We start from the raw sequence: 23678 nt of genomic DNA, 5'->3' as shown, positions 1-23678 counted from the left end.
CAGTCATTTAAGGAAATATTGTGAATTTTATTACTGAGCACAAAATCCCTGTTGGGCAATGGATGGAAACAGGCGTTGACTGGTTAACTATCAATGCCGCTGGTTTTTTTGATGCCATTTCATTTTTTCTAGAAACTATTATCCTATTTTTAGTCGATGTCTTTAAATGGATGCCACCTGCGCTTCCTATTCTTATGACCGCTGCTATTGCGTGGTATTTACACAGAAAACCATCATTAGTGATTTTTGTCGTCGTCGCATTACTCACTATTCTAAACCTTGGCTATTGGCAAGAAATGCTGGAAACCTTTGTCCTTGTTTTTGCAGCGACAACGATTTCCGTATTAATTGGCGTACCGATTGGGATCATGGCTGCACACCGACCTTGGCTCTATACCGTGTTAAGACCAATCCTTGATTTAATGCAAACTGTACCCACTTTTGTCTACTTAATTCCAACTCTCGTTTTATTCGGTTTAGGTATTGTTCCTGGGTTAATCTCAACCATTATTTTTGCCATTGCTGCTCCTATTCGTCTTACGTACCTTGGTGTCACAAAAGTGCCGGGAGAGTTAATTGAAGCAGGCAAAGCGTTTGGTGCAAGCCGCATGAAGTTATTACTCAAAGTAGAATTACCTGCGGCACTTCCCAGCATTATGGCCGGCATCACCCAATGTATAATGTTGTCGTTATCAATGGTGGTTATTGCCGCACTTGTTGGTGCTGATGGCTTAGGTAAACCTGTTGTTCGAGCGCTTAATACCGTGAATATCTCACAAGGTTTTGAAGCAGGATTAGCCATTGTTCTTGTCGCTATTATTCTTGACCGCTTATGTAAAGCACCAAATCAGAAGGAAGTATAATCATGGATGCCATTACTATAAAAAACCTCGATGTGGTGTTTGGAAAAAAAACTAAACAAGCGTTGGAATTATTAGACCAAGGGAAAACTCGCCAAGAGATTATCGACGAGATAGGCCAAGTTGTCGGTGTTGATAATGTCTCTCTTTCAGTTAAAGAAGGCGAGATTTGCGTTCTAATGGGATTATCTGGTTCAGGTAAATCAAGTCTGCTTCGCGCCGTTAACGGATTAAACGAAGTAAGCCGCGGTGAGCTCATGATTAAGAATGGCGACAAACTTGTCGATGTCGCTCTGTGTGATGAAGAAACCTTACGCCATTTACGTACTCAACGTGTTTCGATGGTTTTCCAAAACTTTGCATTAATGCCATGGCTTACTGTGCTTGATAACGTCGCTTTTGGTTTAGAAATGCAAGGCATCGCAAAAAATGAACGCCGAGCAAGAGCACGTGAACAAATTGAAATGGTTGGCCTTGCTGAATGGGAAATGAAATACCCTCATGAACTTTCAGGCGGTATGCAACAACGGGTTGGTTTAGCCCGAGCGTTTACGATGGATACCGACATTCTATTAATGGATGAACCATTTTCGGCACTTGATCCTCTTATTCGATCTCAGCTTCAAGATGAACTTCTTCTATTACAAACAAAGCTAAATAAAACCATTTTATTTGTTAGCCATGATTTAGATGAAGCGTTAAAAATTGGCAATAACATTGCGATCATGGAATCGGGTAAATTAATTCAACACGGTAAACCAGAAGACATCGTGCTTAACCCGAAAACAGAATACGTGAAAGATTTTGTAGCGCACACAAATCCATTAAATGTATTAAAAGGCCGTTCATTAATGCAGCCTCTCGATTCACTTAAACAGGAAGATCAACGTTGGAAAATTTGTGATGCTAAAAATTTATGGGTTAACCAACACCCATCGACGTTGAGTATTGAAGGGCAACCTGAGATCACTTTAGTTAAGTGGGAGCAGACAAATAATGATTTTTCTGCAATAAATCAAACAACATTAGTTATCGCAAGTCCTGAGATCGGCATGCGAGATGCCATTAAGTTGAAACAATTAAGTAATCACCCTATCTTACTTGTCGAAGACAATCAGTTAGTCGGTATTCTTGATAATAATGAGTTTTACAGCGCTCTTATTGGTGATTTTCAATTAAATAACGCCGCATAAAAATACCGACCGCAGTGATGAGGAAAAGCCACTCCTCTTCACTGCCCCAATCCGTCGCTAGCACACAATATAGAGAAAAACTCATGATTGATGAGCCTGTAAAGTTATAAAAGATTGAGAATCATCTGAACATCAGTACAATGCGGAAATCAACAACGTTGTAAACTATTCAATTTTGCATTTATACAAAGGTCTGTTACGTGGATAAACATGAAGAAGTACTGGTTGCTATTCGTCAGATAATTCGAGCTATCGATTTACAATCGAAAAAACTGAGCAAAGAATATGGATTAACTGGTCCTCAACTTATTCTAATGCGTGCTATTCAAAGCATGCACAATGTAACGATCAAAGAACTGTCAAAACACACAAGTGTAAGCCAAGCGACAACGACAACTATTATCGATCGTTTAGAACATAATGGATATGTTCAACGTATTCGTAGTGAATCTGATCGACGAAAAGTACATGCTAATTTGACAGAAAAAGGCGAAGAATTACTTAGTAAAGCACCTCTTTCTTTACAAGATAACTTTGTAAACAAATTCCATAATTTAGAATCTTGGGAACAAAGCCTAATACTGTCTTCAATGCAACGCGTCTCTTCAATGATGAACGCTGAAGATATTGATGCGGCTCCAGTGCTTCAATTAGAAGGCATAGCAAAAAGTTAGTTTATGTAAGCTATTGGCCTACCATAGGCAAACTACTTATATTTAGAACATAAATGAAAAAGCCCAACATCAAATGACGTTGGGCTTTTTTGTGCTTATATATTGGATACTGATTTTTTATAGCAAAAAATTAAACATTCGCACTCATCTAAAGCATCATTCAATCTCATTAATTTTTTGCACTTCCGCACACAATAAAAAATAAACACTTAAAAATTAGCCACATTTCCTACTTATTGAAGAATTTACGACTATGTTAATAGTTCTAGTAAAATGCTTAATGCCAAGTGAGGGAACATGAAAAAAACATTTATTAAAGTTGTGGCAATGACCGCTGTGGCCATCAGTTTATCTGGATGTGTTGGCAGCATGGCAGTGACAGGAAAGCTAATGCAATTCAACGTTGAAGTCGTAGATAACCGATACGCTCGAGCTGGAGTAAACTTTTTATTATCACCCGTTTATGCAATTACAACCGCCGCCGATTATATCGTTTTTAACTCGCTTGAGTTCTGGACGGGGAAAAACCCAATTAATGGATCTCCACATATTTTTGATAGTAAAACAGAGACCATGCTAAATATTAATGACGATTTAGATGACTCATTAAAAACAGCACCTGTAGGACCAATCACCCTGCAAAGAACTTATGAAACAGGTCAATTTCAACAAATCGATGAAAACACAATTCAAATGGATATTACGTATTCAAACGGAGATAAAGCAACGCTTCTTGGTTTAAAAAATGACAATCAAGTAAGTTACTTTATTGATGGTGTACTTGTTGCGGAAACTACAATTGAACAACTACAAGAACTAGCAGCATCCAAAGCCTAATGCTTACTTAAATATACTCATTGATTTAATAAATAAAAAGCCCAATATTATTAGAGTGATATTGGGCTTTGTACTAATAATAAAGCTTATTAATCAATTAACACCAACGAATCTAAAATCCCTTTGCCGCTGTGGATCCCACCTTCATTTTCACTGGCAGGTTTACTGCGAATTAAATACCCTGCATAGCCTTCAAACTCTGTCACTGGTTTACCATTGTAATACGCTGTAAATAAACCAATTTCACTCACTAAATCATCCACCATAGTTTGTTCACCATCACGAACGGCAATGGTTGGCGTATCACGCTCATGTGGATATAAGCGTTGCATTAACGCCCATGCATCGTATTCTTCTGGTGCTAACTGAGTTAATTTTCCTGCGATATCCTGACCAAAGATACAATGACCACCACCTTCTCCTTGGTTTTTTAATACCCATTGATTTTGGTCTGCTTCGGTCGTAAACCAATCTATAGTTTGCGTATTAATCGGCTTCATCTCTGCCAGTACACTTTTAACTAATTGAGCCTCTTCTAACGTTAACCCCCAACGAGCATATTCCGTTTCTGGCATCATGGTTAATAACATTTGCATTGATTTACTGGTCGCTAATTGCTGACTGATCGTGGCATTCACGGCAACATGATGCTGCTCGATAAACAGTCTAATTTGACTCAATGTATGGCAGCACACTGGCTCATTTAATTCCGGTGCGAAATAATCCTCATATTGATAACCCGCACGTAAATAAACAACATCAATGGCCCCTACATTCTCAAGTAACAGTCGCTTATTCTCTCCACTAGAAAGTTGAGTACTTAACTGCTCAAAGGTGCGTCTTACTGTGCGTATTCCTTGTTTCTGCAGTTCAACTTCAAGTAAATGTTGGTCATAAACGTTATCTTCATTCTTCTGAACCACCATTAAAAACGTGGGTTTACTTTGGTCAGAAAAATCCGTTTTAATCGATCTCGCAGTAGTTGCAATACCATAGGCCAATTGCTCCAAACCGTGGTTATCTGCAGAAATAGCTGAAGGGTCTTCAATCCATTGATTATACGTTTCTGGCCATTGGTGCTTCATAAAAGAGTGGAACTCAGCTGCTCGCTGCCCAAACGGCCCCATCCCTGCTGCGATTCCATTAAATTCAATTACTTTTGCGCCGTGCTGACGGTCATCCATAAAATCGGTACGCATCAATAATAATGGCTGACGCTCTGCGACAAGTTTATTGCCTGCATCACCATGTAATTGTTGATGCAATGACATTAACAAGCCAAAAAACGGATCGGCTTTCGCCATGCTGCTCAATGAGGCTTGAAGAAATTCATGATCTTCAGAGACGTTATTAATCAGCTTAGTTATCAATGGGGTTACCGTTAATAAATGATTATATACGTCACGCTCAATGGTCATTGGTGCGATACTAAATGGACAGTGTCGTGCTGTATTATCTGCCTGTCGAAAAGCCACACCATGCATAATCGCCCACTCACAAGCGTCTTCAATTATTTGTTGAGAAACAAACGGTTTTTTTTCTGTATTCATTTTAATTACTCTTAAATTCAATAATTCAAGCAGCGGTAATGCTAGCTAAACCAAGTGTGCTGTTCTGATGTTCATCTTCTTCTTGTGCTTTTTGTGTTAGATACAACTCTCGATAATCTCCAGCTTGCACAATAAGTTCATCATGGCTGCCACTTTGAACCACTTTTCCTTTGTTCATTACTAATATTTGGTCCGCGTTTTTTATGGTTGATAGTCGATGCGCGACCATAATGACTGTTTTCCCATCTCGAATATTTTCTAATGCGGCTTTTACTGTCTCTTCCGTCTCACTATCAATGTTGGCCGTCGCCTCATCTAAAAGAAAAACACTTGGATCATGTGATAAAGCACGAGCCAGAGCTAACAGTTGTCGCTCTCCTACAGAAAATGAACCTCCACCGTGACCAGGATGATAATCATAGCCATCGGTAAGACGTTTAATAAAGTGATCAGCGTTAACTTGTTGCGCCGCTAGCATCACTTTTTCTTCGTTTGGCCTATCATGAGATAAGTCGATATTTTCTTTTATTGAACCACTAAAAATCGTTGGATCTTGAGAAACCAGACCAAATAATTTACGTAATTGGACTTCAGGTAAAGATTCAATCGGTTGACCTCCAATTAAAATAGAGCCTTGTTGCTGTTGATAGAATCGCATCAGCAAATTAATCACCGAGCTTTTGCCACTGCCAGTATGACCAACTATCGCTGTAAACTGCCCTCCTTTAGCGACAAAATTCACATCAGATAAGACCAAATTACCTTCGTCATAACTTAAATCAACATGACGAAACTCAATGTCATGCGGCGCTGAGATTTCAACATGTTCTTGTGGATAGCGATTCTGTTCTGATTGCTCATCCAATAATTCAAATACACGTTTTGATGCAACCGTTGCCACCTGTAATTTACGTAGCTCCATTGAAAGCTGACGGAACGGGTCAAAGAAACGTTCGATGTAGTTCAAAAATGCGTATAACGTACCCACTTCAACTGCGGTAGTTAATGATCCATAAGCAAACCACGCCACAATTCCTGCTGCCGTTAGATTCGACACTAAACGGGTTAATGGGATCAGCATGAAGCTATCTATCGCGATTGATTTGGTTCTAAACTCAAACCAACGTTGGTTTTCTTGCTCAAATTTTTCTTTAAATGCTTTTTCTTGATTAAACGCTTGGATCAGCGCCATTCCTTGTAACGATTCATTAATCCGTCCATTGATATTGCTGATCTGCTCTCTAATCCCATTAAACACTGGCATTGAGATTTTTCGATACAAATGCATTGTTGTCAGTAATATCGGGATCAATACCAAGCTCAATAGCATCAAGCGCCAATCCAAGATCGCTATCGCAATAAATATCGCAATGATGCGTAAGCTGCCTTGAATGATCGTCGGTATCGTTGAAACAAACATATCGCGCATAGATTCAGTATCATTGGTAATATAAGAAACCAATTTACCGGCAGATAATTTATCAAAGCTACTGATCGAGAAATTCAACACATGATTAAACAGCTGTTTTCTCACGTCATTAATCACCAACAAGGCACTATGACGGAATGATACGGCTTGCAAATATGTAAATAACGCCGAGATCACATAAAACAACATCACCAAGCTAACAAGACCAATCAGGTGTGGCCACTCAAATTGTTGCGGTACGATTACCTCATCAAGGATAATCTTTGCTAGCCATGGAATTGCCATTTCAGCACTTATCGCTACCGTTAGCATCGTAAAGGCGACAATAAAACGTGCTTTATGAGGTAAAGAATAGGCTAATAATCGCTTAAATAAAAAGGCATCACTAGGCTGTTGTGCATTTTCTTCACGCATGAGATTCCCCCTCTGATTTTGCCCCTTGAATACTCTCACTTGGGATATCTTCAATAACGGTGTTTAGCTGACTTTGTCGTTGGTAAACCATTGAATACCAACCTTGATTAGCCAATAGATCATGATGTGACCCTTGCTCTTCAATTTGCCCTTCATTTAATACAAAGATCCGATCTGCTTCGATTAAATTAGGTAAACGTTGAGTTACTAATAACATGGTTTTATGACTGTAATTTGCCTTTAGATTTCGACGAACAATCACTTCAGTTTTAATGTCTAACGCACTGAATGGATCATCCAACAACAGAATATCCGCATCAGATAGTAAAGCTCTTGCCAGTGTTAATCGCTGACGTTGCCCACCAGAAAGATTACTTCCTCCTTCTCGTAGTTGAGTATTAAACCCATCAGGCATCGCATCAATTTCGCTTTTAATTCCCGCCATCTCTGCAACATGTTTAATTTGCTCTTCTGTTGCATCCGGTTTAGCCAGTGCGATATTTTCAGCAATAGAGCCTGAAAAAAGAAATGGCTTTTGTGGAACCCACGCCATCTTGCTGCGTAATGAATGAAACGTTAATGATTCAACAGAATGACCATCAATACTTATATTTGATGAGCTTTGTAACTCGAACTGTCTTAGGATCAATTGTAATAAGGTACTCTTTCCACTGCCGGTTGGTCCGGTTATACCAACAAAGCCACCTTCAGCTACCCTCATATTAATGTGCTCTAATGCTCGGCGATTCGAATTCTGGTAAGAAAATGAAGCTATATTAATATTCAGCGTTGCTTTCGCATCAGTTGGTAATATAACGGTCCCCTCTACCACTTCTTCTTTTTCTGAAAAAAGTGCTTCCAAGCGTTTCCACGACGTACTGCCACGCTGGAAAACATTAAACTGCCAACCAAATTGTAGAAATGGTCCTAATAATTGCCCAAGGTATAACGTAAACGTAGTAAACAAACCCACAGAGATCTGTCCATGGCTAATTAACCACGCCCCATAAGCCAATGAAATTACAAACGATAAGCCGTAAATTAACTGGATAGTTGGTGCAAATGCGGCATCCACTTTCGCAACGGCTAAATTTGCTTCTAATGTTTCATCCAGTGTTTTACCAAAGCGCTGCTCTTGACGCTGCCCAATACCATGAGAGCGAACGGCACGAATACCAGAAACAGTTTCACGCGCTTCTTCATTTAAATGAGCGAAACTTGCTTGCGCGCGACCAAATGTTTTATGCAGATTAGTACCATAATGTTTAGTGATATAAACCAATAACGGAAACGGTAATAGTGCAACAGCAGTAAGCTCACCACTCACAATGAATATCATGCCAAAAATAACAGTCAAACCGGCGATAAAGGAATCAACTAAGGTCATAACCCCCATTCCTGTTGCCTCTTCAACCGCATTCAAATCATTAGTGGCATGAGCCATTAAATCACCCGTACTTCGACGAGAATAAAATGACGGTGACAACCTTGAAAACTTTTTAAATAAGTCTCGACGCAGCACTTTCGCAATAGCAATAGAAGCCCCATACAATTGACTTTGCCACACATAACGTAAGCCATACATAGCAATCGCAGAGAGGGCAATACCACCAATATGAATCAATAAATACGCCATAGTTAGTTGGTTAGCACTGATACTATCGATGACCCTCCCAATTAACCAAGAAGGTATTAGACTGAGTAGCGCCACCACTTGTAATGCGATAATGGCGATAATATATTGGCGTGAAAACATCTTGATGTAACCGCGCAATTTCCACAAAATATTCATTAAATTACGCTACCGCCTCTTCTATTTCACAGTCACACTGTAAATAATTTTTTTTCTGAATAAACTCATCAAAACTTATGTCTTGTTGTGTGTCCATTTGCTGTTGTTTAACTAAAGACTCTGTCACTAAACGAGTTAAATTCTCCATTTCCTCTTCTTCAATCTTAGTGTCTTGATGCTGTTTAAAATGCACTATTGAGAGTCTCTGTGTTGCTCGTTTATATGAGAGTTTTTCCTCTTTCATCATTGCTAGCAGTTGTGCTGATGGCGTTAAATTACTATCTACAAACTTAGCTTTCTCACGTTCAATACCTTGTTTATGCCCTTGTGTAGCAAACGCATTATCTAGCCATGTTGCAACAGGTATCATTGCATCCAGTAATTCAGAACCAAGATCTTTAAGCTTAATATCTCCCTCTAACGTTGGTAATAATAGCCCATGTTTTCGCCCTTCTGTTGCTACTAACTCTTGACGACGGGCAATTAACTCTCGTTCATCATCGGTTAATTCTGGACTTGGTGCTAAAGCGTTGTAGGTAAGAAATGCATCAAGAAAATGACTTTGTTCTTCACTGATCCCTAATGGTAATAGTGGATTATTATCCAGACTGCGTAATTCAATGTATTGAATACCGTGATGGCACATTGCATATAAAGGACGCAATTGATCATTAACGATTTTAGGTCTTACCGAACCATACAACTCATTTTCTAATTGTAATACTGACCCATTTAATTGCTGCTCAGAATTTAGATGAGCATAACGTGCGCTTGGTGTTGTTAATGCATGACATAAATCAGTTAAATATTCTTGTTTACTATTAAAGCTTGTTGGGTAAAGAGACTGCTCATTACTGCTATACCCCATATTGCTTAAACGCAGCGAAGTTGCCCATGGCAAATAGTAAGTATCTTCGTCAAAAGTAGCTAAGGGATGCTCTTGATCTGCTAAATAGCTTTTGTCTACCGCTGGCGATGCGCCAAATAAATAAGGAATAACCCACCCGTTACGTAGAACATTACGGATCAGATGAAAGTAGCGATCTGAAATAAAATCATTTAATGGTAATTCACTACCTAGGTGTGCGTGTAACGTTGCCCAGAATGAATCGGGTAATGAAAAGTTATAATGAATGCCCGAAATTAACTGCATTCTTTTTCCATAACGATTGGCTAAGCCTTCACGGTAACGCACCTTATGTAGCCCAGCGTTCGATGACCCATACGCGGCAATCTTAATCTCATCATCATTTGGCAGTTCAGGTGGCATACTTGCCCCCCACATGATTTCATCTTCAGGCAAATGAGTTGCAACAAAATGATGCAAAGAAGCTAACGAATTAAACGTCGCCTTTCTTTCTGTCATTGCAGGGGTAACTAACTCTAATTGCGCTTCTGCAAAATCAGTCGTTATGTAAGGGTGCGTTAAAGCAGAACCCAAAACTTCTGGATGAGATAAGTTTGAAATACGGTTTTCAGGCGTAGTGCGGATCAACTCCCTTTCAATTCCACGTCGAATGGCATGCAACGTATTCATAGCATTGTCGTTATTTAAAAAAGAAAGCGCATTAGATTCTAGGTATTTCACATCTGTATTTTTCATTTATGTTCTTCATAAAAATATTTTTAACCACTTGAAGACGCACAAATAGAGAAAAAGACGCAAAAAAATTTAAATAAAATGAAAAAGAATAAAAGTAGATAAACGGAAAATAATGTTTCTATTTACCGTCTATTTTAAATAGGAAATGAGGTTACTTTTGATCTGAGGAACAGCTTCCCTTTTTAGGCGAGTAACCCGTTACCACACCCCCATCATTGAGTTCAAAATCACAACAGGTCATAAGATTTTCACGAAACTTTACTCGCCCACGTTGAATTCGACTTTTTGCCCCAGACAAGGATAACCCTAACTTATCAGCAATCTCTTGTTGAGGAACGCCTTCTAGTTCAGCTAAACGTAAAGGAATACTGTATTTTTCTGGAAGCTCATCAATTAGTGGACGGATACATTCAGCCATCTCTTTTCGAGCTTCCTCTACCGTATCTTCATCTTCTGCGACTAAATCTTCCGGTAGCTCATCATAAGGCAACTTATCACGGTAAAAATCCATGATGGTGTTATAGGCAATTTTATATAACCACCCTTTCAAGCTACCTTGAGATTTTAATTGGTGCAAATTGCTGCTGGCTTTTATATACACATCTTGAAGTATGTCATCTACCGCACTTGCATCATCCACTCGTTTGTAAACGTAATTACGCAATTGCGCTTTGTGATTTTGCCATTCTGACAGCATAAAAACGGAACCTCAAATAAGTGAATATGTTTAACCACTAAAGGAAAAATCATATTTTAGAACTGATACAAAATAAAATATTTACGATAGCTCATTGTAATCGATAACGCCTTATATAGGAAAAAAGCCCAACATCAAAAGTGATATTGGGCTTTTTAACGTCTTTAATCCATTCATCAATGAGCGAATATTTTAAAATAAGAGAGTGGTTAGCCTATCTCTAATACCGCAGAAGCTATCGCAAAATAAATTAATACGCCGGAAATATCGGCGATAGAGGTTATCATTGGGGCACTAGCAGAAGCGGGATCTAAATTGAGTTTATGTAAACCAAAAGGAAGTATAGTGCCAATTAAGCTACCTATAAGCACAATCGCTATCATACTTAAGCCAACCACCATCGCAATCTCATAGCCACCGCGATATAAACCTAAAAGATAAACGGCAGCAGCCATACTCAAACCAAGCCCTAGAGCGACAAATACTTCTCTGCCAAGCATTTTACCCCAGTCATTTGGTTTTACATCACCGGTAGCTAACGCTCGAACCATTAAGGTTGCAGATTGAGACCCGGCGTTACCACCGCTATCAATTAATAAAGGTAAGAAAAAAACCAACGCGACATAAGAGGTAATGATCTCTTCAAAGTAAGCGATACCTGCCCCTGAGAATACATTACCAAAAACAAGCAGCACTAACCAAAATACGCGTTTCTTATAAAGCACGCCAATTGACGCATTTTTTATGCTGATATTACTATCTTCAACACCAGAACCTTTATGCATGTTGTCTGCTGTTTTAATATGTTCGGTGTCTGTTTTTTGTTGTACAAATTCCATAATACGTCTCCAGATCTGAAGACATATCACCCTCAGATCATCATGTAGAAAAAGAGTTAAACCACCAACTTGGGGGTTCCTGTTTACTTGTGTTCATGATGTGCTTCCTTGTATAAACAAGATGGGTTAATGGATAGCAGAAAAACTGCATTCAAAGACGGGCGGACTTTACCCAATAATAGTAAGAGATGCCATTATGGTGTGTAAGCAGGTATTGCAATAATCCCCTTCATTTACATTCAGCAATAAATACAGAAAAAATAATTAAAACGGCCATAAACTGATTAAATAATCAGCAATTAATGCGCATTGACTCATAAATGAGAACGCAATCGATATCACTATTTGCGAAAGTTAAGTTGAGCAATTACTCTATAAATATAATTACTCAAAAAGAGCCAACTCTTATGAAATTATTTTCACGTCTATTTTTATTCATTACTGCTATAACTTCTTTTTCTAGTTTGGCAGCATTAGGTGAACACCCAATAATCTTGATCCATGGCTTTCAAGCTGGTCAACTTCAAACCAAACCCAATCATGATGCGGTTGTTGCTGATGGAAAAACCTATTGGCAAGATTTTTGGTTAACTAAAGCCGATGAGCGTATCGACTGGCCTTCTCACGAACGTGTTGCAGGAAAAATTTCAAGCGATTACGTATGGCCAAAATTAAAAGCTCTTTCTGAAAATAACACCTGTCAAAATGGCTGTATTTTAGTGACTCATTCTACTGGGGATCTGGTCGCTCGCTATTTGTTAGACAATCAAGAAAACTGGCTGACCAATGCGGGGTTAGCTCCTCTTAATATTATTGCGACCTTTGATTTTGCTGGTGCAGGCGGTGGTTCTGAGCTGGGTGATATGGCGATTAATATCTCAGAAGGCAGTGGCGTATTAAATGCTCCGCTAAAATACGCAATGTCATTATGGTTAGGTGAAACACCTAGTGCAGGGAATACCGGCGTACTTAATGATTTAAAAATTACCAATGCACGCCAATTAGCCCCTTTACCTGATAACCGTATTCCTCGCATTCGCTTTGTCGGTAAAGGCAGTGACTATTTTGGATCAACCAGTGGATTCTTACCAGGGAAAGATGATGGCGTGGTATCAAGTCATTCTTCTTGTGGTTCAAGTCAATCTGGCTCATTTACAAGCTGTTCAACAACTCTCGCTTTTGATGGAAAAATAGAAAACCAACCACAAGCGGTGACTAATTTTATGCCTTATCATTACCCACTATTAATGGGGGATGATTACAGCCATAGCGGATTAATTGGCACAAAACATCAAGGTAAAGTAACGGCAATAAGCCAACAAAAAACACTGCTCGATGGCACAATCATTAAAGTAAGTACGACAGATTCTACTTATTGGTTAAGCGGCAATACATATCGTTACGTTGATAACTCAAAAAATGAAACCATGTCTGAACTGGTTAGTGATTTATTGTGATGAATAAGAATACTTTATTTATTGGTGCGCTGTTGATGACTTCAGCCACCACTTTTCACTGGATAATGCAGGATAACTCAGCCCCAACAATGGCAGGAGATCATCCTTCAGTAAAAGCTCACCAAAAAATAAAAACAGCTTCAGAAAGGCAATTAAAAAAAGAAGTAGTGCAAACAAAAACAGACCTTACACCTCCACAAGAACAAGATGAGATACCTCAGACTTTACCGCAAGAGTTAACCAAACAGTTTGCCTTATTATCTAAAGCTTACGCCGCAGATATTATTTATCCTTCATACTCAACGCCACTGCTTTCTAACGATAAAAGTTATCTTGAACCCAATCATTTTAGTGAAGTTAAGATCCCTGTATTAGATGGTTCTCACAAAGCTTCCCTCTCTTTAGATAAATATCGATTTTCTTACCCTGAGCCTATTACCATCACTCTTAATTCAGATCTCGCGGTTGATCATATCGAGTATGATCTATTAGACCCAGAAACTCGCAAATCCCTCACAACTCAATACTCACAAGAGTTAATTACTGAGTTTTTACCTCAAAAAGAGTGGCCTCAAGAGATTAGAATTAAAGCGGTAATCTCTTTTTTAAATGGTGAAGATACTCTCACTACCGATATTCAATTCTCAAATCCAGTGGCTTATGTTAACTCAATAGAGCCTCCCTACTCTGCAGGAAGCGATATGATATTACCACTGAACGTTGAAGTGAAAGAGTCCGGTAACTACCGAATTAGAGCCAACTTATTTCAAAAAGATGGGAAGCCGGTTGCTTCCTTAACAAATAAAGGGAAACTCTCTCAAGGTGATGCTGTCTTTCAACTAAAAGCACATAGTTCGGTGCTTAAAAATGATGTAGCAGAGTTTGAACTGCGAAATATCACGGTGGAAAAAATGTCTAACTTTCCTGGAGAGAAAACGCGTTATGGCACAAGCCGAAAACCTGTTTTCCCAATTTCATCGTTTGATATTTCAAGCTTAAATGATGAACCCTATCAAATGTCAGAACAAGAAAAAGAGCGTCTTCAATTTTTAAATGACATCGCTCAGCAATAAAACGAAAAAAGGAGATCATATGATCTCCTTTTTATTATCAGTATTTGTTCTAATTCAGCATTTCACCATTATATTCACCGGTTAAGGTTTTTAAATAAGCATTGATATCAGCAACTTCACTCTTAGATAAGGTAACACCCACTTGGTATTGAGCCATAGCTGCAACTGCATCATCTAAAGTGTCTGCACTGCCATCGTGAAAATACGGTGCAGTTAATGCAATATTTCGTAAGGTAGGCACTTTAAAACGATTCATATCATGCGCTTTGTTGGTTACATTAAAGCGACCATTATCCACCTCAGATACATTGCCTCGCTCGCCAAAGTAATCCGCTTTTAAGCCCATAACTTCGAACGTTTGCCCACCCATTGCTTGACCAGCATGACACGTCGAGCATTTATTTTGCTTAAATAATTCATAACCGTGTTGCTCTTGCTCGTTTAACGCTAATGCATCGCCTTTTAAGAATTGGTCAAATCGGCTGTTTGGTGTAATCAAAGTTTTCTCAAATTCAGCAATCGCATCTGTAATGTTATCACCAGTGATCCCATCAGGATAAATCGCAGCAAAAGTCGCTTTCATCTCTTCATCAAGCTCAAGTTTACCTGTGATTTGATCCCATGAGGTTGATCCCATTTCAATAGGGTTCATCGGTGGCCCACCCGCTTGTTCTTGTAAATCATTCGCACGACCATCCCAGAATTGATGAATATTGTAAGATGAGTTAAACACCGTCGGCGCATTAATTGGGCCTTTTGAACCATTAATACCAGTTGAGGTGGTTAATCTATCCACCCCACCCGTTGATAATGAATGGCAGCTAGAGCAGGCTACCGTGTTATCACCAGACAGACGTTTATCATGGTATAGCGCATCACCTAATGCCACTTTTTGTTCATCTACCGTTATGTCAGCATTAATTGGTTGAACGGCTTCGTATTTAAACTCTGAGCTTGCCAATGAGTGCTTCTTCTTTTGTTCTTGCTTTATCCATGTGCGTAACGTTTGTTTTTCTTCGTTGGATAAGTTTGAGCGCCAGTGCATAGATAAATAGGCTTTTGGTGGCATAGAATTATCATTCAATACGCCACTGATCTTAGCCAATGCAACGTCTGAAATTTGATTACCCTCTTCAAAACTACTTAGTACTTCATCAAATTGAAAATGACGTAATCCACTTTCTACGTCTTTTTTCATCAATTGTTTAGCGATAGGAAGATTGGCGTAAAAAGGCATTTCGCTATTTTCAGTATGGCAATAACCACACCCATTCTCTGTTAATACTTGAAACGCAGCTGAAGATATAGGGTCATCTTTAGTTTGTGAGTTCGCTAGCTTTCTTTGACTTCGAGCGTCATCTGATGAGTCAACTACATAAACGCTACCAAGGTAGGCAATGACGCCAAGTCCTATAATTAATCCTATTTTTTTCATCATTCTCTCCTGCAATCTGAATATGCGCACACGATAGAGTGAAAAAAAAACGCTTTCCAAGGAAGAAATATCATCAGAATCATCGATTTAATCGATACCCCAACCTGATAACATTAAATAACCTTACTTTTCATGGTGATAAATTACATTAGACTTTTAGTTGTGTGTTTTTTGTTAAATTACTAGCCGCTAGTTTCTTATTTTAGATCAATTTTATAAAATGGATTTTTACTAAATTCAACAAAACAACCTTTAACCATGTAGAACATTGGTTAAATTAACGTTTTAACTTTGATAAGTTTTGACTATTAAATTAATAGTTATTTTCAGTTAAGTTAAATACTTATTTTATTATATATTTTTGGTGGGCAGAAAGGAGTTTGATAAGACATTGGAGAATCACCATGCAAATGTCAAAGAGCTTTTTATATATAACATTAAGTCTAGCAACAGCAACATCTGTTCAAGCAGAGACATTAACACGAGATAATGGTGCACCTATTGGTGATAACCAGAATTCCCTTACCGCTGGTGAAAATGGAAGTGTATTACTGCAAGATGTTCATCTTATTCAAAAACTACAGCGCTTTGCTCGAGAAAGAATTCCTGAGCGCGTTGTCCATGCTCGTGGTACTGGAGCGCACGGTAATTTTGTATCTAGCGCAGACTTTAGCCATTTAACAGCATCACCACCGTTTAATAAAGCAGGTAAAGAAACACCAGTATTTGTTCGTTTTTCAACTGTTATACACCCCAAAGGTTCTCCTGAAACACTTAGAGATCCTCGCGGGTTTGCTACCAAATTTTATACCGAACAAGGTAACTGGGATCTAGTTGGTAATAATTTACCCGTATTTTTTATCCGAGATTCAATAAAATTTCCAGATATGGTCCATTCATTAAAACCATCGCCAATAACTAATGTTCAAGACCCAAACCGTTTCTTTGACTTTTTTAGCCAAGAGCCTGGCAGTACTCATATGCTTAGCTGGGTTTATAGCAACCTTGGAACACCCGCAAGCTATCGTACAATGGATGGGTTTGGTGTTCATGCTTATAAATGGATAAATCAATCAGGTGAGATCAATTACGTTAAATTTCACTGGAAAAGCCAACAAGGTATAAAAAGTCTTCGTTCAAGCGAAGTTATTGAAATCCAAGGTAAAGACTTTAATCATTTAACCAATGATCTGTATTCTCAAATAAAGCAAGGAAACCATCCTAAATGGGACTTATTTGTAAAAATACTGTCTCCGACGGAACTTAGCTCATTAGATTATAATGGATTGGATGCAACGAAAATGTGGTTAAACGTACCTGAAACTAAAGTCGGTACAATGACATTAAATAAAGTACCTGATAACTTCTTTTTGGAAACGGAACAATCTGCGTTTTCACCTGCTAATTTAATTCCGGGGATTGAGCCATCTGAAGATCGCTTATTACAAGGTCGTTTATTCGCTTATTCTGACACTCAATTATATCGATTAGGTGCTAATTTATTTCAGCTTCCGATAAACCAACCTAAAGTTGCAGTCAATAACCACAACCAAAACGGTTTTGGAAATACAGAATTGAAAAATTCAGATATTAATTACGAACCAAGTCAGTATTTAAACCTATCTGAAAACCCTAAATATAAAGCAACTCAAACACCTATTTCAGGAGTTGTGCAACAAAAAACAATCACTCAACAGCGAAACTTTTATCAAGCTGGTGAGTTTTATCGAAGCCTTAATGAACAGGATAAAATGGATTTAATTAATAATCTTGCAGGAGACTTAGCACAGGTAAAAGATGAAAAGATTAAAACTACAATGCTGAGCTACTTCTATCGCGCAGATAAAGATTACGGTACTCGGCTAACAAGAGCTGTAAAAGGAAATATAAAACAAGTAATCCAATTAGCATCTATATAAAAAGCTTTGGTTCACAGGATTAATAATGACTCTTTTCTGCCCAGAAATAGTCTTTCCTGTGAACCATTTTATTAAAAATAACGTGAAGGGTAATCATATGAAGCGACTAATTACTTCTTTTTATCTCTTTTTTTTATTACTACCTATATCTAGCCTAGCCTTAGAAAAAGAACAAACAAAAGACGATTACCAAACGCTTATCGATCTCTATTTCGCTGCTGCAAGAGTTGGCAATGATGAAGTATTAGATAAATTCTTAACTGCTGGGTTTCCCGTCGATCAAATAAACAATCAAAGTTATACAGCTCTAATGACCGCCGCTTACTACGGACATGCTTCATCAATCGAATTACTCTTAGAAAAAGGCGCAAATGCCTGTATACAAGATAAACGAGGAAATACAGCAACTATGGGAGCGGTAATCAAAGGTGAACTTTCCATAGCAAAGCGTCTATATACCGTAAATTGCTCTAAAGATATAAAAAACAATGCAGGTTTAACACTCAAAGAATTCACAGAAATGTATGGTAAATCTGACCTATTTAATAACTAAAAAAGGAAATAAAATGAAAAAGCATACTTTTTTTGCTGCCTTTTGCTTTTTATCTACCAGCGCAATAGCTCATTCAGCTGTTGTTGATATGACTGAATTAAATAGCAGAACACCCGCAGGACAAATTACAATAACCAGTTCCGAGTATGGTACTATTTTTACACCAAACTTATCTAACTTACCTTCAGGATTACATGGTTTCCATATACATACCAACCCATCTTGTGATAGTGCAACCGTAAATAATAAAACAATATTAGGTGGTGCTGCGGGAGGGCACTATGACCCTAAAAAAACAGGGCAACATGGTTTTCCATGGAGTAATAATAATCACTTAGGTGATCTCCCTGCCCTCTATGTTGATAGTTACGGTATGGCTAACCAACCGGTGTTAGCACCAAGAATTGAACTAGATGATCTTAAAGGTCGTTCAATCATGATTCATACAGGCGGAGATAACCACTCTGATCACCCTGAAAAACTAGGCGGTGGCGGATCACGTTTAGTCTGTGGTGTGATTAAATAATCACACATTCTAATAAAGAAAAAGCCCACGTTCCGCAATATTGCAAATCGTGGGCTATGCATCTTATCTATTAAATATCAAATTAGGTATTAACCAAACTAAGCGACTTTCTCTACTTTTACCGTTATTTCTGGTGTATTGAAATGTTCTTGTGATGCGATAAGTTGCAGTTCATATGCTCCACGATTGAAGGTTTCTTGCATTACCGAATCAACCGCAGCATTAGTACGTTCAAACGCATCAATTGGAGAGTAACCCGCCATTAAGTTAGCAAGCATTACACCACTGATTAAATCCCCTGCTCCTACTGGCTGACGCTTTGCATCAAAGTCATATAAAGGACGAGAAACGTGGTAGCTACCTTCTTTGGTGGTTAATAGCATTTCAAAGCGATCTTTTTTAATACCCGCACGACTTAAGTGTTTTACCACTACCATCTTAACGCCTTTTTCAAGCAGTTGATTATTCGCTTCAATCACTTGATCTAAGGTGTTGATCGTCATACCGGTTAAACTTTCTAACTCTAATAAGTTAGGCGCAATAATATCTGCTGATGCAAGTGCGGACTCTTTAAAAAAAGTAGTCACTTCTGGTGCAACAATGCAGCCTTTTTCAGGGTGACCCATTACTGGATCACAGAAGTAAATTGCGTTTGGATTGTCTTGTTTTATTTTCTGAACCGCAGTGATGATCTCTTCACCTTGCGCAGCTGATCCTAAGTAACCACTTAATACTGCATCACAAACGTGAGTTGCTTCAATTGCTGATAAACCATCAACCAATTCAGAAATATGACCTGCTGGCATCGCAATGCCTTTCCAGCCTTGTTGATATTGTGTGTGATTTGAAAACTGTACCGTGTTGATAGGCCACACTTCCATTCCCATTCTTCGCATTGGAAAAACCGCAGCACTATTACCTGCACAACCAAATACCACATGAGACTGAATGGAAAGAATACGTTTCATAACATCACCATAATTTAAAATAGAGTAAGGGCTTCCGTGCCCTAAAATAAACGATAATCCTTCAAAACCCTAGGGCTTAATCTTCTTTTAGTACTTTCACTGTGTAACTGCCATCTTTTTGAGCATATACACCGTGAATATCAGTTTCAAAGCCTGGGTAATGTGCGCCGATAGCACATAGCATTTCTAAGAAATCAAGTACTGGACGAGACTCAGCCGTTACCATTTCACCTGGAAGTACTAGTGGAACCCCTGGTGGGTAAGGAAGGATCATATTCGCACTTACACGATTAACCATTTCTTCCAGTTTCACTTCCTCCACATTACCGCGTAGCTCTTCTTGCCATGCTGCGTGTGGTGTTACTTTAAGCTCTGGTAATACATCAAACGCTTTAAACATCAGTTCTGGTAAACGGTATTGACGAGTTAGATCGTGAATACCTTGTGCCAGTTCTTGAATACGCATACCTTCGTAGAAGCTTGGATCTTCGTTGTACAGTGAAGGAAGGAAGTTTTTCACTGTTAAGTTTAGATCAAAGCCACGTTTAAAGTCAGTTAATGCACGCAGTAGTTGCATTGCTTTTGATTTATCAATACCGATAGAGAATAGGAACAATAGGTTATATGGACCTGTTTTCTCTACTACGATACCGTGTTCATCTAAGTATTTAGCAACGATTGAGGCAGGAATACCTGTATCACTCATTTCGCTATTTTCGTTCATCCCTGGAGTTAATAGCGTTACTTTGATTGGATCAAGGTACATGTGATCATCATCGATGTCCTTGAAGCCATGCCATGAATCTTTAGGATCCAGTTTCCAACATTCTGTTGTATCGATGTTTTCTGGTTGCCATACATCAAAGAACCAGCTTTCACTTTCGCCTTGTAGACGTTTGATCTCTTTACGGAAACGAATCGCACGATCAATTGAATCTTGGATTAGTTTCTTACCTGTATTACCACGCATCATTGCCGCAGCGGTTTCAGTTGATGCAACAATACCGTATTGAGGTGATGTTGATGTGTGCATCATGAATGCTTCGTTAAATGACTCTTTATCAAATTCACCTTTTACGTGGATCATTGATGCTTGAGAGAACGCAGCCAATAATTTATGCGTTGATTGTGTTTCATAGAACACTTTACCTGGCATCGCTTCACCACTCATACCACATTTACCTTCGTAAATAGAGTTGAAGTTAGTGTAAGGAACCCAAGCACTGTCGAAGTGAATGAATTTAGTGTCTAGCGTTTCTTTGATGTATTGAGTGTTGTACAACAGACCATCGTAAGTTGAGTTCGTAATAACTGCATAACCCGGCATTGTTGCGTTTGGTGTTGCTGCTACTTTTTGCTCAATCACTTCACGAGTGAATTCACTTTGTGGAATGCCACCTAAAATACCGTAAGCGTTACGCGTTGGACGGAAGTAGATAGGCGTTACATCACTCATCATCATCATATGAGTCAGAGATTTATGACAGTTACGGTCAACAAGTACTGTGCTGCCTGCTGGTGCAGAGAACATACCTACAATCTTGTTTGATGTAGACGTACCGTTAGTTACGATGTAAGAGCTGTCGGCATTAAAGGTACGAGCAATGTACTCTTCAGCGTCTTTATGAGGACCAGAGTGATCAAGCAATGAACCCAGCTCAGGCATTGAGATTGATACATCTGCTTTAAATGCGTTTGGACCGTAGAAATCATAGAAGATGCTGCCAGCAGGACTTTTTTGGAAAGCAGTACCGCCCATGTGACCTGGAGTACAGAACGTATATTTACCTTCTTCAACGTATTTAAATAACGCTTTAGTAAAAGGAGGCATGATTTGGTCTTTATACTCTTCAGTCGCTTGATTAATTTTCAACGCGATATCGTCAGCCATATCTAGGGCATATTCGAAGAAGTGAAGGTTTAGACGTAAATCAGTTAATGAAATATCTAATGTTGAATGTTGGTTTGCAAATGCATACAAAGGCAATTTTTCATTCAAGGTATTAATTTCAGTACATAGGTCTAGTGAGTATTTATCCCAGTCAAATAACACACCACAAATACGTGGGTTCATTTCGACCATTTTGTATAAATCTTGCGCGTCTACTGGGTAAACTACTTTGTAGCCTGCTTTTTCTAAAGAGGCATGTAATTCGCGTACTGGCTCTTCTTTAAAGAAAACACCTGAGTGGTTTAGGATAGCAAAAATATTCATTTTATATCTCCAAGACGAAACAAGGCGCTCCCCATCTTTTTGATGGTGAGGTAGTGGAGCGCCTGAGGGTAAATTTATTAAGTTGGTAGCGTTAAGTATTCACGCTATCGAGTGATATTAATGGGCAGCAGCTTCATTGCTGATATGTTGCTCTGATTGTTTCAAGCCCATTTTTTTTGCGTAGAACATTAAGATAACAAGTGACACGATGAAGGTTGCAGTCAGTGTTGCGCCTTCTGCACCAGCAAGAGCAATCATGCAGAACACACAAGCAATACCAGAGAAGAACATGGTGAAGCCACTGCGTGTTGTCATACCTTCGAATCGAATTAAGTTAATGCTTGAATAGAAGTAAGGAAGCATTGTTAGTAGTACGGCATCAGTCGTTAACTGATTAAATAAGTCAGCAGTATGTGCAGATTGAGAGCTAAATACAGTCAATACAACCATTAGCGCTGTCATTTTTAGCGAGGCAAGTACAAGACCTTTTTTCGCAACACCGTTTTTATCCGTTTCACCGTAGATTTTAGGGAAGTTACCATCGTGAGCGGCACGTTTACCGGCTTCACCAACTAACATCATCCAAGAACCCAGTGATGTGAAACATGCTAGGGCAGTAAATGCAGCAACAAATGGCGCTGACCAGCTACCGAAGATTTCAGTGGTTGCTAGCGCAAATGGTGCGCCTGATGCCGCCACTTCTGCTGCTGGGAACATACCGCTGATCACTTGAGTTGATAGGATATAAATCACACCCGCAATCGCAGTACCAAGCATTGTTGCTAGAGGAACGGTGCGTTTTGGGTTTTTTACCATACCAGATGATACCGCTGCTGATTCAACACCAACGAATGACCATAGACAGATAAGAACCGCGCTAATAACAGCGTGACTGCTAGTACCTGAAGATACATTCCAGTTTTGGCTATATAAAGCAGGGTCGAAGTGAGTCCAACCGACAACACCAGTGCCCACAACAGGGATAAGGATAAGACCTAAACCTAAAGTACAAAGACGACTAACCCAGCTACCACCTAGTAAGTTAACTAGAGTAAATAACCATACTGATGCAATCGTCGCGGCAGCTGCAGGGATAGGGTCATTCAAAGCAGGGAAGAAAACAGATAAGTAAGAAACACCAGTAATGGCGATTGCTAAGTTACCAATCCAGTTTGCGTGGTAGTAAAGGACACCAGTTTGGAAACCAAACACCGGTGATACTTCACCAGCATAGGCAATAGGGCCACCTTCTTGCGGATTCTTAGTTGCTAAGCGGGCAAAAACAAACGCCAAACTTAATGCACCCACTAAACAAATGATCCAGCTAAAGATGGATACTGAGCCGACTGCCGCTAATGAAGAAGGTAATAGTGCAATACCACTCCCCATCATGTTGCCGGCAACAACACCCGTACAGGCAATTAAGCCAATTTTTTTTGTATTCGATTCCATAACATCTCCAGGGATTATCGAATGGGCTCTATTATTAGCCCGTTATGCGAAATTTTATTTAAGAGGGCGAGATGTTATTTAAACAGGTCATACAAACTCTGTTGGGGTAGATAAACAACATCCCGCTCGAATGTTGAGATGAAGATTACGCCCAATGAATCGAAAAAAAATAAGGATAAAGTTATCAATAAA

At 39.0% G+C, this 23678-nt stretch carries 19 protein-coding genes; 9 read left to right on the top strand and 10 right to left on the bottom strand.

Features of this window, described 5'->3' with window-relative positions; genetic code table 11:
* Positions 1–20: 20 nt before the first annotated feature.
* The 4 genes from choW to ED622_RS17780 all read left to right on the top strand — a co-directional run bounded on the left by choW (position 21) and on the right by ED622_RS17780 (position 3564).
* A complete protein-coding gene (gene choW, locus ED622_RS17795; protein WP_045104423.1) occupies positions 21–863 on the top strand; it encodes a choline ABC transporter permease subunit in 843 nt (280 codons plus the stop codon).
* A 2-nt stretch (positions 864–865) separates the two neighbouring features.
* Positions 866–2053, top strand: coding sequence for a choline ABC transporter ATP-binding protein (choV, locus tag ED622_RS17790; RefSeq protein ID WP_122036395.1), 1188 nt, complete (start codon positions 866–868; stop codon positions 2051–2053).
* Positions 2054–2253: 200 nt separating this feature from the next.
* Complete coding sequence (locus tag ED622_RS17785; protein ID WP_122036392.1) at positions 2254–2727, top strand: MarR family winged helix-turn-helix transcriptional regulator; 474 nt, start codon at positions 2254–2256, stop codon at positions 2725–2727.
* 297 nt (positions 2728–3024) lie between these two features.
* The gene (locus ED622_RS17780) at positions 3025–3564 is read left to right on the top strand and encodes a DUF3332 domain-containing protein (protein WP_122036390.1); all 540 of its coding nucleotides are present in this window, start codon (positions 3025–3027) and stop codon (positions 3562–3564) included.
* Between the two features lie 89 nt (positions 3565–3653).
* Here the strand turns inward: ED622_RS17780 and ED622_RS17775 are convergent, their stop codons facing one another.
* From ED622_RS17775 to ED622_RS17750, 6 genes are all read right to left on the bottom strand, one after another.
* Positions 3654–5114 (bottom strand): glutathione synthase, encoded by a 1461-nt coding sequence (locus tag ED622_RS17775; protein WP_122036388.1) that lies wholly within the window; start codon positions 5112–5114, stop codon positions 3654–3656.
* A gap of 25 nt (positions 5115–5139) precedes the next feature.
* The gene (locus tag ED622_RS17770) at positions 5140–6957 is read right to left on the bottom strand and encodes an ABC transporter ATP-binding protein (protein WP_122036386.1); all 1818 of its coding nucleotides are present in this window, start codon (positions 6955–6957) and stop codon (positions 5140–5142) included.
* Entirely contained in the window at positions 6950–8749 is a 1800-nt protein-coding gene (locus ED622_RS17765) for an ABC transporter ATP-binding protein (RefSeq protein WP_122036384.1), read from the bottom strand. The genes ED622_RS17770 and ED622_RS17765 overlap by 8 nt, the downstream gene beginning before the upstream one ends.
* A 4-nt stretch (positions 8750–8753) precedes the next feature.
* The gene (gene gshA, locus ED622_RS17760) at positions 8754–10352 is read right to left on the bottom strand and encodes a glutamate--cysteine ligase (protein ID WP_122036382.1); all 1599 of its coding nucleotides are present in this window, start codon (positions 10350–10352) and stop codon (positions 8754–8756) included.
* A gap of 151 nt (positions 10353–10503) precedes the next feature.
* Positions 10504–11049, bottom strand: coding sequence for an RNA polymerase sigma factor SigZ (gene sigZ, locus ED622_RS17755; RefSeq protein ID WP_122036380.1), 546 nt, complete (start codon positions 11047–11049; stop codon positions 10504–10506).
* 209 nt (positions 11050–11258) lie between these two features.
* Positions 11259–11888, bottom strand: a complete 630-nt coding sequence (locus ED622_RS17750) for a magnesium transporter (RefSeq protein ID WP_122036378.1) — start codon at positions 11886–11888, stop codon at positions 11259–11261.
* Positions 11889–12295: 407 nt separating this feature from the next.
* On the opposite strand from ED622_RS17750, the gene ED622_RS17745 reads away from it, so the two are divergent.
* Entirely contained in the window at positions 12296–13345 is a 1050-nt protein-coding gene (locus ED622_RS17745) for a hypothetical protein (RefSeq protein ID WP_122036375.1), read from the top strand.
* Positions 13345–14418 carry a hypothetical protein gene (locus ED622_RS17740; RefSeq protein ID WP_122036373.1) on the top strand — a complete coding sequence of 358 codons (1074 nt, stop codon included), beginning with the start codon at positions 13345–13347 and terminating at the stop codon, positions 14416–14418. Before ED622_RS17745 ends, ED622_RS17740 begins: the two co-directional genes overlap by 1 nt.
* Positions 14419–14467: 49 nt before the next feature.
* Here ED622_RS17740 and ED622_RS17735 read toward each other — a convergent pair whose 3' ends face one another.
* On the bottom strand, positions 14468–15853 hold the full coding sequence (locus tag ED622_RS17735) for a cytochrome-c peroxidase (protein WP_122036371.1): 1386 nt from the start codon (positions 15851–15853) through the stop codon (positions 14468–14470).
* Positions 15854–16257: 404 nt separating this feature from the next.
* Between ED622_RS17735 and ED622_RS17730 the strand changes: the two genes are divergently transcribed.
* The 3 genes from ED622_RS17730 to ED622_RS17720 all read left to right on the top strand — a co-directional run bounded on the left by ED622_RS17730 (position 16258) and on the right by ED622_RS17720 (position 18851).
* Entirely contained in the window at positions 16258–17772 is a 1515-nt protein-coding gene (locus ED622_RS17730; RefSeq protein WP_122036369.1) for a catalase, read from the top strand.
* Between the two features lie 97 nt (positions 17773–17869).
* On the top strand, positions 17870–18325 hold the full coding sequence (locus ED622_RS17725) for an ankyrin repeat domain-containing protein (RefSeq protein ID WP_122036451.1): 456 nt from the start codon (positions 17870–17872) through the stop codon (positions 18323–18325).
* A gap of 13 nt (positions 18326–18338) precedes the next feature.
* The gene (locus ED622_RS17720; RefSeq protein WP_122036367.1) at positions 18339–18851 is read left to right on the top strand and encodes a superoxide dismutase family protein; all 513 of its coding nucleotides are present in this window, start codon (positions 18339–18341) and stop codon (positions 18849–18851) included.
* Between the two features lie 98 nt (positions 18852–18949).
* Here ED622_RS17720 and pdxY read toward each other — a convergent pair whose 3' ends face one another.
* From pdxY to cadB, 3 genes are all read right to left on the bottom strand, one after another.
* Positions 18950–19819, bottom strand: coding sequence for a pyridoxal kinase PdxY (gene pdxY / locus ED622_RS17715; protein WP_122036365.1), 870 nt, complete (start codon positions 19817–19819; stop codon positions 18950–18952).
* 76 nt (positions 19820–19895) lie between these two features.
* The gene (locus ED622_RS17710; RefSeq protein ID WP_122036363.1) at positions 19896–22034 is read right to left on the bottom strand and encodes a lysine decarboxylase CadA; all 2139 of its coding nucleotides are present in this window, start codon (positions 22032–22034) and stop codon (positions 19896–19898) included.
* A 117-nt stretch (positions 22035–22151) separates the two neighbouring features.
* A complete protein-coding gene (cadB, locus tag ED622_RS17705) occupies positions 22152–23486 on the bottom strand; it encodes a cadaverine/lysine antiporter (protein WP_122036361.1) in 1335 nt (444 codons plus the stop codon).
* Between the last annotated feature and the right edge of the window lie 192 nt (positions 23487–23678).

Origin of the sequence: Aliivibrio sp. EL58 (genome assembly GCF_900312675.1) — a bacterium.
Classification (GTDB): Bacteria; Pseudomonadota; Gammaproteobacteria; order Enterobacterales; family Vibrionaceae; genus Aliivibrio.
This window is presented reverse-complemented; position numbering and strand designations above follow the sequence as displayed.